The 11,555-nt window shown below is 65.3% G+C and carries 9 protein-coding genes; all 9 read left to right on the top strand.

The window, feature by feature from the left end; all coding sequences use genetic code 11:
• The first annotated feature begins 2 nt into the window (after positions 1-2).
• The 9 genes from AC1DX2_RS19285 to AC1DX2_RS19245 all read left to right on the top strand — a co-directional run bounded on the left by AC1DX2_RS19285 (position 3) and on the right by AC1DX2_RS19245 (position 11,482).
• Positions 3-698: a transposase gene (locus AC1DX2_RS19285; RefSeq protein ID WP_477198018.1), complete on the top strand. Its 696-nt coding sequence runs from the start codon at positions 3-5 to the stop codon at positions 696-698.
• A gap of 193 nt (positions 699-891) precedes the next feature.
• Positions 892-5,637, top strand: coding sequence for a glutamate synthase-related protein (locus AC1DX2_RS19280; RefSeq protein ID WP_477198017.1), 4,746 nt, complete (start codon positions 892-894; stop codon positions 5,635-5,637).
• Between the two features lie 48 nt (positions 5,638-5,685).
• Complete coding sequence (locus tag AC1DX2_RS19275; protein ID WP_477198016.1) at positions 5,686-7,164, top strand: glutamate synthase subunit beta; 1,479 nt, start codon at positions 5,686-5,688, stop codon at positions 7,162-7,164.
• A gap of 223 nt (positions 7,165-7,387) precedes the next feature.
• Positions 7,388-8,263: an ABC transporter ATP-binding protein gene (locus AC1DX2_RS19270; RefSeq protein ID WP_477198015.1), complete on the top strand. Its 876-nt coding sequence runs from the start codon at positions 7,388-7,390 to the stop codon at positions 8,261-8,263.
• On the top strand, positions 8,260-9,042 hold the full coding sequence (mlaE, locus tag AC1DX2_RS19265) for a lipid asymmetry maintenance ABC transporter permease subunit MlaE (RefSeq protein WP_477198014.1): 783 nt from the start codon (positions 8,260-8,262) through the stop codon (positions 9,040-9,042). The genes AC1DX2_RS19270 and mlaE overlap by 4 nt, the downstream gene beginning before the upstream one ends.
• Before the next feature lie 9 nt (positions 9,043-9,051).
• Positions 9,052-9,555, top strand: a complete 504-nt coding sequence (mlaD, locus tag AC1DX2_RS19260) for an outer membrane lipid asymmetry maintenance protein MlaD (protein WP_477198013.1) — start codon at positions 9,052-9,054, stop codon at positions 9,553-9,555.
• Positions 9,555-10,442, top strand: coding sequence for an MlaA family lipoprotein (locus AC1DX2_RS19255; RefSeq protein WP_477198012.1), 888 nt, complete (start codon positions 9,555-9,557; stop codon positions 10,440-10,442). Before mlaD ends, AC1DX2_RS19255 begins: the two co-directional genes overlap by 1 nt.
• A gap of 123 nt (positions 10,443-10,565) precedes the next feature.
• Positions 10,566-11,213, top strand: a complete 648-nt coding sequence (locus AC1DX2_RS19250; RefSeq protein WP_477198011.1) for an MlaC/ttg2D family ABC transporter substrate-binding protein — start codon at positions 10,566-10,568, stop codon at positions 11,211-11,213.
• On the top strand, positions 11,213-11,482 hold the full coding sequence (locus AC1DX2_RS19245; RefSeq protein WP_477198010.1) for an STAS domain-containing protein: 270 nt from the start codon (positions 11,213-11,215) through the stop codon (positions 11,480-11,482). Before AC1DX2_RS19250 ends, AC1DX2_RS19245 begins: the two co-directional genes overlap by 1 nt.
• Positions 11,483-11,555 lie beyond the last annotated feature (73 nt).

Raw genomic sequence — 11,555 nt, 5'->3', positions numbered from 1 at the left:
CCATGGCCCGCCTTCCCCGCCTGACGCTGCCCGGTTACCCGCACCACGTCATCCAGCGCGGCAACAACCGCCAGGACATCTTCGCCGCCACCGAGGACTACACGCTGTTCCTCGACCTGCTGGCCCAGCACGCCGCCCAGTTTGCCGTGGCGGTGCACGCCTATGTGCTGATGACCAACCATGTGCATCTGCTGCTGACGCCGTCCACCCCCCAGGGGCTGCCCAAGCTGATGCAGGCGGTAGGTCGCAGCTACGTGCGCCAGTTCAACCAGCAGCATGGGCGCACCGGCACGCTGTGGGAGGGGCGCTACAAATCCGCGCTCATACAGACCGAGCGCTACCTGCTGGCCTGCATGGTCTACATGGACCTGAACCCGGTGCGCGCCGGTCTTTCAGCGCAGGCGGCAGACTATCCCTGGTCCAGCCACGGCCACAACACCGGACGACACAACGACCGGCTGATCACCCCGCACGCTGTCTTCTGGGCGCTGGGCAACACGCCATTTGCCCGCGAGGCGGCTTATCAGGAGCTGGTGCAGGCGGGCATCAGCAGCAGCCAGCAGCAGGCGTTGACCCAAGCCACATTGCAGGGTTGGGCGCTGGGGGAGCAGGGGTTTGTTGCTGATCTGCAAAAAAAGACCACGCGGCGCGTCAGCAAGGCGACGCCTGGCAGGCCGCGAAAAGTAGTTCAAAAGTAAGCTTGAGGCTGTGGCAGTCATTGCAATTTGTGGTTCTTTTGCTATCCAATTTGATGTGTCCCTAATATTAATAATCGTCAAAGTGAAAAATTAAATTGGAATCTGACCCCAATTAAAGTTGTTGGCATATTTGTTGCGGTGCACTATGCTCTGTTTCCCCCATCCATTGCCATTGACGAGTGTGAGGAAAGCCATGACCACCGCCCAAGAGATTGAACACCTGCAACAGCATGGGCTGTATTCCGCGCAGCAGGAGCATGACGCTTGCGGCGTGGGGTTTGTTGCCCATATTCGGGGCGAGAAGTCGCACGCTATCGTGCAGCAGGGGCTGAAGATCCTGGAAAACCTGGACCATCGTGGTGCGGTGGGCGCGGACAAGCTGATGGGCGACGGCGCCGGCATCCTGATCCAGCTGCCTGACGCGCTGTACCGCGAGGAAATGGCCAAGCAGGGCGTGGCGCTGCCGCCGCCGGGGGAATACGGCGTTGGCATGATCTTCCTGCCCAAGGAGCACGCCTCACGGCTGGCCTGCGTGCAGGAGCTGGAGCGCGCGGTCAAGGCCGAGGGCCAGGTGCTGCTGGGCTGGCGCGATGTGCCGGTGGACCGCGACATGCCGATGTCGCCCACCGTACGCGCCAAGGAGCCGGTGCTGCAGCAGATCTTCATCGGCCGTGGCAACGACGTCATCGTGCAGGACGCGCTGGAGCGCAAGCTGTACGTGATCCGCAAGACCGCCAGCGCCGCGATCCAGAACCTGCAGCTCAAGCACAGCAAAGAATATTACGTGCCCAGCATGTCCAGCCGCACCGTGGTCTACAAGGGCCTGCTGCTGGCCGACCAGGTGGGCACCTATTACCTGGACCTGAAGGACGCCCGCTGCGTCTCCGCGCTGGCGCTGGTGCACCAGCGCTTCTCTACCAACACCTTCCCCGAGTGGCCGCTGGCCCACCCTTACCGCTATGTGGCGCACAACGGCGAGATCAACACCGTCAAGGGCAACTACAACTGGATGAAGGCACGCGAGGGCGTGATGTCCTCGCCGGTGCTGGGCGCCGACCTGCAAAAGCTCTACCCCATCAGCTTCGCCAGCCAGTCCGACACCGCCACGTTCGACAACTGCCTGGAACTGCTGACCATGGCCGGCTACCCCATCAGCCAGGCGGTGATGATGATGATCCCCGAACCGTGGGAGCAGCACACCACCATGGACGAGCGGCGCAAGGCGTTCTACGAATACCACGCCGCCATGCTGGAGCCCTGGGACGGCCCGGCCTCCATCGTCTTCACCGACGGCCGCCAGATCGGCGCCACGCTGGACCGCAACGGCCTGCGCCCGTCGCGCTACTGCATCACCGATGACGACCTGGTCATCATGGGTTCCGAATCCGGCGTGCTGCCGGTGCCCGAGAACAAGATCGTGCGCAAGTGGCGCCTGCAGCCCGGCAAGATGTTCCTGATCGACCTGGAACAGGGCCGCATGATCGACGACGAGGAACTGAAGGCCAGCCTGGCCAACAGCAAGCCCTACAAGCAGTGGATCGACAACCTGCGCATCAAGCTCGACGACGTCGAGATGGCCGACCCCGCCCAACCGGTGGTGCCGGCCAGCGAGGTGGCGCTGCTGGACCGCCAGCAGGCCTTCGGCTTCACGCAGGAAGACCTGAAGTTCCTGATCGCCCCCATGGCCGCCGCCGGCGAAGAGGCCATAGGCTCCATGGGCAACGACAGCCCGCTGGCGGTGCTGTCGGACAAGAACAAGCCGCTGTACAACTACTTCAAGCAGCTGTTCGCGCAGGTGACCAACCCGCCAATCGACCCGATCCGCGAAGCCATCGTGATGTCGCTGGTGTCTTTCGTCGGCCCCAAGCCCAACCTGCTGGACATCAACCAGGTCAACCCGCCCATGCGCCTGGAGGTGGACCAGCCGGTGCTGGACTTCGCCGACATGGCCAAGCTGCGCCGCATCGAGGCCTACACGCACGGCAAGTTCCGCAGCTACACGCTGGACATCACCTACCCGCTGGCCTGGGGCCATGAGGGCGTGGAGGCCAAGCTGGCCTCGCTGTGCGCCGAAGCGGTGGACGCCATCAAGGGCGGCAAGAACATCCTCATCATCAGCGACCGCGCCGTCAACGCCACGCAGGTGGCCATTCCCGCGCTGCTGGCACTGAGCGCCATCCACCAGCACCTGGTGCAGGCCGGGCTGCGCACCTCCGCCGGCCTGGTGGTGGAGACCGGCACCGCGCGCGAGGTGCACCACTTCGCCGTGCTGGCCGGCTACGGCGCCGAGGCCGTGCACCCCTACCTGGCAATGGAAACCCTGGTGGCCCTGCACAAGGACCTGCCCGGCGACATGGACGCCGACAAGGCCATCTACAACTACGTCAAGGCGGTTGGCAAGGGCCTGTCCAAGATCATGTCCAAGATGGGTGTGTCCACGTACATGAGCTACTGCGGCGCCCAGTTGTTCGAGGCCATCGGCCTGGACAGCGGCACCGTGGCCAAGTATTTCAGCGGCACGCCCAGCAAGGTCGAAGGCATAGGCGTGTTCGAGATTGCCGAAGAGGCCATCCGCATGCACCGCGCCGCCTTCAGCGACGACCCGGTGCTGGCCGACGCGCTGGACGCCGGCGGCGAATACGCCTGGCGCGTGCGCGGCGAGGACCACATGTGGACGCCCGACACCATCGCCAAGCTGCAGCACAGCACGCGCGCCAACAGCTGGTCCACCTACAAGGAATACGCGCAACTGGTCAACGACCAGAACAAGCGCCACATGACACTGCGCGGCCTGTTCGAGTTCAAGATCGACCCGGCCAAGGCCATCCCCGTGGACGAGGTGGAGCCGGCGTCCGAGATCGTCAAGCGTTTTGCCACCGGCGCCATGTCGCTGGGCTCCATTTCCACCGAGGCGCACGCCACGCTGGCCGTGGCCATGAACCGCATCGGCGGCAAGAGCAACACCGGCGAAGGCGGGGAAGACCCGGCGCGCTACCGCCAGGAATTGAAGGGCATCCCCATCACCCAGGGCCAGACGCTGGCCGACATCGTCGGCAGCGACGTGGTGGTGGCCAACGTGCCGCTGCAGGCCGGCGACTCGCTGCGCTCGCGCATCAAGCAGGTGGCCTCGGGGCGTTTTGGCGTCACCGCCGAGTACCTGAACAGCGCTGACCAGATCCAGATCAAGATGGCCCAGGGCGCCAAGCCCGGCGAAGGCGGCCAGTTGCCTGGTGGCAAGGTGTCCGACTACATCGGCCGGCTGCGCCACTCGGTGCCCGGCGTGGGCCTGATCTCGCCGCCGCCGCACCATGACATCTACTCCATCGAAGACCTGGCGCAGTTGATCCACGACCTGAAGAACGTGGCGCCCAAGTCCAGCATCAGCGTCAAGCTGGTCAGCGAGATTGGTGTCGGCACCATCGCCGCCGGCGTGGCCAAGTGCAAGGCCGACCATGTGGTGATCGCCGGGCACGACGGCGGCACGGGCGCTTCGCCCTGGTCGTCCATCAAGCATGCCGGCAGCCCGTGGGAGATCGGCCTGGCCGAGACGCAGCAGACGCTGGTGCTGAACCGCCTGCGCGGCCGCATCCGTGTGCAGGCCGACGGCCAGATGAAGACCGGCCGCGACGTCGCCATTGGCGCGCTGCTGGGTGCGGATGAGTTCGGCTTCGCCACCGCGCCGCTGGTGGTGGAGGGCTGCATCATGATGCGCAAATGCCACCTGAACACCTGCCCGGTGGGCGTGGCCACGCAAGACCCGGTGCTGCGCAAGAAATTCAGCGGCAAGCCCGAGCATGTGGTCAACTATTTCTTCTTCGTCGCCGAGGAAGTGCGCCAGATCATGGCGCAGCTGGGCATACGCAAGTTTGACGACCTGATCGGCCGCGCCGACCTGCTGGACACGCGCAAGGGGCTGACCCACTGGAAGGCCAGCGGCCTGGACTTCAGCCGCCTGTTCGCGCTGCCGGCGGTGCCGGCCGACGTGCCGCGCTACCAGGTGGACCAGCAAGACCACGGCCTGCACAAGGCGCTGGACAATGTGCTGATCGCCAAGGCCCGCGCCGCCATCGACAAGGGCGAGAAGGTGCACTTCATCGAGGTGACGCGCAACGTCAACCGCTCCGTCGGCGCCATGCTGTCGGGCGCGGTCACGCAGGTGCACCCCCAGGGACTGCCGGACGACGCCATCCGCATCCAGCTGGAAGGCACCGGCGGCCAGTCCTTCGGCGCCTTCCTGACCAGCGGCATCACGCTGTACCTGATTGGCGACGCCAACGACTACACCGGCAAGGGCCTGAGCGGCGGCCGCGTGGTGGTGCGCCCCAGCATCGACTTCCGCGGTGTGGCCACCAACAACATCATCGTCGGCAACACCGTGATGTACGGCGCCACCAGTGGCGAGGCCTTCTTCAGCGGTGTGGCCGGCGAGCGCTTCGCGGTGCGGCTTTCGGGCGCCACCGCGGTGGTCGAAGGCACCGGCGACCACGGCTGCGAGTACATGACCGGCGGCACCGTGGCGGTGCTGGGCAAGACCGGCCGCAACTTTGCCGCCGGCATGAGTGGCGGCGTGGCCTACGTGTATGACGAGGACGGCCAGTTCGCCAAGCGCTGCAACACCGCCATGGTGACCCTGGACAAGGTGCTGACCGCCGCCGAGCAGGAAGCCGGCATGGACAAGGCCATCTGGCACCACGGCAAGACCGACGAGGCACAGCTGAGGGAGTTGCTGTCCGAGCACAACCGCTGGACCGGCAGCAAGCGCGCGCGCGAACTGCTGGACAACTGGGACAGCTCGCGCCTGAAGTTCGTCAAGGTGTTCCCCACCGAGTACAAGCGCGCGCTGGCCGAGATCCACGCCAGGAAGGAAGCCCTGGCGCTCACCCAGCGCGCTCAGACCCCCGCTTCCAAGAAGGAGGCGGCCTCTGTGGCCGCCAAGTGACGGCCTGATCGCCGCACGCCAACCGAACAGCCTACGGAACACAGCATCATGGGAAAAGTCACCGGTTTCATGGAATACCAGCGCATCGAGGAGGGCTACGCCCCGGTCGTCGAGCGCGTCAAGCACTACAAGGAGTTCGTCGTCGGCCTGGACGACGCCCAGGCCAACAAGCAGGCCGCGCGCTGCATGGACTGCGGCACGCCGTTCTGCAACAACGGCTGCCCGGTCAACAACATCATCCCCGACTTCAACGACCTGGTCTACCAACAGGACTGGAAGACCGCCATCGCGGTGCTGCACAGCACCAACAACTTCCCCGAGTTCACCGGCCGCATCTGCCCCGCACCCTGCGAGGCCGCCTGCACACTGAACGTCAATGACGATGCGGTGGGCATCAAGTCCATCGAGCACGCCATCATCGACCGCGCCTGGCATGAAGGCTGGGTCAAGCCGCTGCCGCCCAAGCACAAGACCGGGAAAAAAGTGGCTGTGGTGGGCTCCGGCCCGGCCGGCATGGCCGCCGCCCAGCAACTGGCGCGCGCGGGCCATGACGTGACGCTGTTCGAAAAGAACGACCGCATCGGCGGCCTGCTGCGCTACGGCATCCCCGACTTCAAGATGGAAAAGGGCCACATCGACCGCCGCGTGGCGCAGATGCAGGCCGAGGGCGTCACGTTCCGCACCGGCGTCTTCGTCGGCGCGGCCAAGGACGGCCTGGGCAAGGGTTCCAAGGTCACCAACTGGGCCAAGGAGACGGTGACGCCAGAGCAACTGGACAAGGAGTTCGACGCCGTGCTGCTGACCGGTGGCGCCGAGCAGTCGCGCGACCTGCCGGTGCCGGGGCGCGACCTGGACGGCATCCACTTCGCGATGGAGTTCCTGCCGCAGCAGAACAAGCTCAACGCCGGCGACAAGGTCAAAGGCCAGTTGCGCGCTGATGGCAAGCACGTGATCGTCATCGGCGGCGGCGACACCGGTTCAGACTGCGTGGGCACCAGCAACCGCCATGGCGCCACCAGCGTCACCCAGTTCGAGCTGATGCCGCAGCCGCCGGAAGAGGAAAACCGGCCGCTGACCTGGCCCTACTGGCCCATCAAGCTGCGCACCAGCTCCAGCCATGAAGAGGGCTGCGAGCGTGAATTCGCCATCTCCACCAAGGAGTTCCTGGGCGAGGGCGGCAAGCTCACCGGCCTGAAGACGGTGCGCGTGGCCTGGAAAGACGGCAAGATGCAGGAAGTGCCCGGCAGCGAGCAGGTGCTGAAGGCCGACCTGGTGCTGCTGGCCATGGGCTTCGTCAGCCCGGTGGCCGCCGTGCTGGACGCCTTTGGCGTTGACAAGGACGCGCGCGGTAATGCCAAAGCAAGCACTGACTTCATTGGCGGCTATGCCACCAACAAGCCCAAGGTGTTCGCGGCCGGCGACATCCGCCGTGGCCAGTCGCTGGTGGTGTGGGCCATACGCGAAGGCCGCCAGGCGGCTCGCGCTGTGGACGAGTTCCTGATGGGGTTTTCCGACCTGCCACGTTGAGTTGACCCCCACGGTCGCTCACTGCGTGTAGCTCCCGCCGCCCGGCGGGCACTTATCTTTCCGTATATGTACAGTCTGGCCAGGCTCTGCTTGCCCAGGCTTGCCGCGCGTTGTTTACCGACAAAAAAGGGCCACTGACCGAGCGCGGGGATGGCCCACCAGCGTGGATAGGTGTATTCCCTTATCATTGCGGTTGCCGGACACCCCCCGGTTTTTGCTTTTTATGGCCCCCAATAAATCAGATTCCCTGGTTGAACTGCGCAACCTGACCTTCGGGTATGGCGAGCGCGTGATCCTTGATGGCGTGTCGCTGAAGGTGCCGCGCGGCAAAGTCACGGCCCTGATGGGCGCATCCGGTGGCGGCAAGACCACCATCCTGCGCCTGATTGGCGGCCAGATCGTCGGCCAGCAAGGCAGCACGCTGTTCGACGGTCAGGAGGTCGGGCCGCTGGACCAGGCTGGCCTGTACGCGATACGCCGGCGCATGGGCATGCTGTTCCAGTTTGGCGCGCTGTTCGCCGACATGGACGTGTACGACAACGTGGCCTTTCCACTGCGCGAGCACACCCCGCTGTCAGAGACGCTGGTGCGCGACATCGTGCTGATGAAGCTCAACGCCGTGGGCCTGCGCGGTGCCCGCGACTTGATGCCGAGCGAAATTTCCGGCGGCATGGCGCGCCGGGTGGCGCTGGCGCGTGCCATCGCGCTGGACCCGGAACTGGTGATGTACGACGAGCCCTTCTCCGGGCTGGACCCGATTTCACTCGGCACGGCGGCCCGGCTGATACGCGAATTGAACGATTCCATGGGCCTGACCAGCCTGGTGGTTTCGCACGACATTGAACAGACTTTTGCCATTGCTGACCATGTGGTCATTTTGGCCAATGGCAAGATTGCGGTCCAGGGCACGCCGCAAGAGGTTCGTGCCAGCACCGATCCGCTGGTGTACCAGTACGTGCACGCCTTGCCGGACGGCCCGGTGCGTTTCCACTACCCGGGCCCCAGCGTGGAAGAAGATTTTGGACAAGGTCTGGCCGCCGTGGCCACCCTGACGACAACGACAGCGACAACAGAAAAGAAAGCGGAGAACGTTCAATGAGCTGGTACAAGCCCGCGGATGTGGGTTACGCCACCCGGGGCTACCTGGCCGACCTGGGCTACGGCGCGCGCCTGTTCACCCAGCTGGTCGGCATGGCGGGCTCCTGTCTGCGCCGCTTTGGGCTGGTGCGTGACCAGATCCACTTTCTGGGCAATTACTCGCTGCTGATCATCGCGGTGTCGGGGCTGTTCGTGGGTTTCGTGCTGGGCTTGCAGGGGTACTACACCTTGCAGCGCTACGGGTCCTCCGAGGCGCTGGGTCTGCTGGTCACGCTGAGCCTGGTGCGCGAATTGGGGCCGGTGATCACCGCGCTGTTGTTTGCCGGCCGGGCCGGCACCTCGCTGACGGCCGAGATCGGCCTGATGAAGGCAGGCGAGCAGTTGAGCGCGATGGAAATGATGGCGGTGGACCCGGTGCGCCGGGTGTTGGCGCCGCGCTTCTGGGCCGGTGTGGTGGCCATGCCGGTGCTGGCTGCGGTGTTCAGCGCCATGGGCATCTTCGGCGGCTGGGTGGTCGGCGTGGTGTTGATTGGGATTGACGGCGGCTCCTTCTGGAGCCAGGTGCAGGGCGGTGTGGACGTGTGGGCCGATGTCGGCAACGGTGTGCTCAAGAGCCTGGTGTTTGGTGTGGCGGTGACCTTCATCGCGTTGCTGCAAGGCTTCGAGGCCAAGCCCACGCCCGAGGGCGTGTCACGCGCCACCACGCGGACCGTGGTGGTGGCGTCTCTGTCAGTGCTGGCCCTGGATTTCATCCTGACGGCCATGATGTTCAGCTTATAGGAGTGCGTGGTGCAACGCTCGAAAAATGATGTGTGGGTGGGCTTGTTCGTGCTGGTGGGGGCCGCGGCCATCCTGTTCCTGGCGCTGCAGGCGGCCAACCTGCTGAACTTGAGCTTCCAGTCCACCTACCGGTTGACGGCCAAGTTCGACAATGTGGGCGGCCTGAAGCCCAAGGCGGCGGTGCGCAGCGCCGGCGTGGTGGTGGGCCGGGTGGAATCGATCGCGTTTGACGGCAAGTCCTTCCAGGCGCGGGTGACGCTGGCGCTGGAGAACCGCTATGTGTTCCCCAAGGACAGCACGCTGAAGATCCTGACCAGCGGCCTGCTGGGCGAACAGTATGTGGGCGTGGAGCCCGGCTCGGACGACAAGAACCTGGCCGCTGGCGACAGCACCGCCAACACGCAGTCGGCCGTGGTGCTGGAAAACCTGATCGGCCAGTTCCTCTACAACAAGGCAGCGGACTCCGGCGGCTCGACCGCGCCGGCCGCACCCGCGCCGGGAGCAAAGAAATAATGAAATCGCCATCCGCGTCTCGCCGCGGTACCTGGTGGATGCTGTTGGCCGGCGTGGCCTTCAGCCTGCTGTTGCAAGGCTGCGCCACGGGGCCGGGCGCCACCGCGCGCGACCCCTTCGAGCCCATGAACCGCGCCACCACGAAGTTCAACGACGTGCTGGACGCCGCCGTGCTCAAGCCCGCCGCCACCGCCTACCAGACGGTGGCGCCGCCGCTGGTGCGCACGGGTGTCAGCAATTTCTTCAACAACATCTCGGATGTCTGGTCGCTGCTCAATACCGTGGCGCAGCTGAAACCGCGCGAAGCATTGGACAACGCGCTGCGGGTGGCGGTCAACACCACCGTGGGCCTGCTGGGCGTGGTGGATGTGGCCAGCGACTTGAACATCGAGCGCCATCCCGAGGACTTCGGCCAGACGCTGGGCCGTTGGGGCGTGCCCGCCGGCCCCTACCTGGTGCTGCCGTTCTTTGGCCCGTCGACGGTGCGCGATGCCGCCGCCTTCGGCGTGGAGACGAATTGGGACATCGTCTACAACGTCAAGGACGTGCCAACGCGCAATTCGCTGGTCGTGTTGCGCACGCTGAACACCCGCGCCAACCTGTTGCGGGCCGGCAATGTGTTGGACGAGGCGGCGCTGGACAAATACACCTTCCTGCGCGATGTCTACCTGCAAAAGCGACGCAGCGACATCTTTGACGGCAACCCGCCGGAAGAGCAGCCGTCCAACCAGCCGGACGAGCAGCCCGACACCACGGGCCCCGACTATTCCAAGCCGGACACCAAGCCCGCGTCCGCAGGCGCCGCACCGGCACCCGCCGGCGCGGCTTCGCAGCCCAAAGGTATACCGGATGCAAACGCGAAACCGGCCACCCAGGCCAAGCCGTAACGTTTTGCAACATCGCGGCCAGGGTCTTGCCGGCTGGGTGACAATGGGTCACCCCGTTGGCGTGCGCCGGCAGATGCCGTGCCGCGTTAAGCACATAACCCCATTCCCTCAAAGAGACCTGTCATGAACAAAAAACGTTTCTGGAGCTACCTGTGGGCAGCAGCATTGAGTTGCGCCGCCGCCGTGTTCATCAGCGCCCCGGCTTCTGCCGCCGACGAGGCGCCCGATGCGTTGATCACCCGCCTGTCCACCGATGTGCTGGACAGCATCAAGGCCGACAAGGGCGTCAAGGCCGGCGACATCTCGAAAATCGTGGCGCTGGTGGACAGCAAGATCATCCCCAACGTCAACTTCCAGCGCATGACCGCTTCGGCCGTCGGCCCGCAGTGGCGCCAGGCCACGCCGGAGCAGCAAAAGAAGTTGCAGGACGAGTTCAAGATCCTGCTGGTGCGCACCTATTCCGGCGCGCTGGCCCAGGTGCAGGACCAGAGCATTTCCGTGAAGCCTTTGCGCGCCGCCGCCGATGACAAGGAAGTGGTGGTCAAGAGCGAGGTGCGCGGCCATGGCAACCCGATCCAACTGGACTACCGCCTGGAAAAGACCCCGGGCGAGGGCGCAGGCTGGAAGATCTACAACCTGAACGTCGAAGGCGTGTGGTTGGTGGAAACCTACCGCAGCCAGTTCGCGCAGGAAATCAACAGCAAGGGCATTGACGGCCTGATCGCCTCGCTCTCCGCGCGCAACAAGTCCAACGCCGGTAAAAAGAGCTGATGCTGGTCTTGCCAGAGGAGTTGACGCAGACCCAGGCCAACGCCTGCCTGGGCATGCTGGTGCAGGGCATGCGTTCGGTGACGGGCGCTGCCGTGGTGGTGGACGCCTCGGCGCTCCACCGGTTCGACTCATCGGCGCTGGCGGTGCTGCTGGAATTCCGCCGCGCCTGCCTGGCCCAGGGCAAGGCCTTGTCCATCCAGGCCCTGCCGGAGCGGCTGGCCAGTCTGGCCCAGCTGTATGGCATCACGGAGCTGCTGGCCCCGGCCTGAGTCCCTCTGACAGCGGCCGGCGCGCCCGCCTGCGACAATAGGCGCTTTTCGCCCAAGAAGAAAGCCGCGGCGT

Source organism: Hylemonella sp. P2_B10, from assembly GCF_056404875.1.
The sequence above is the reverse complement of the archived record's forward strand: the minus strand, read 5'-3'. Positions and strand labels throughout refer to the sequence as shown.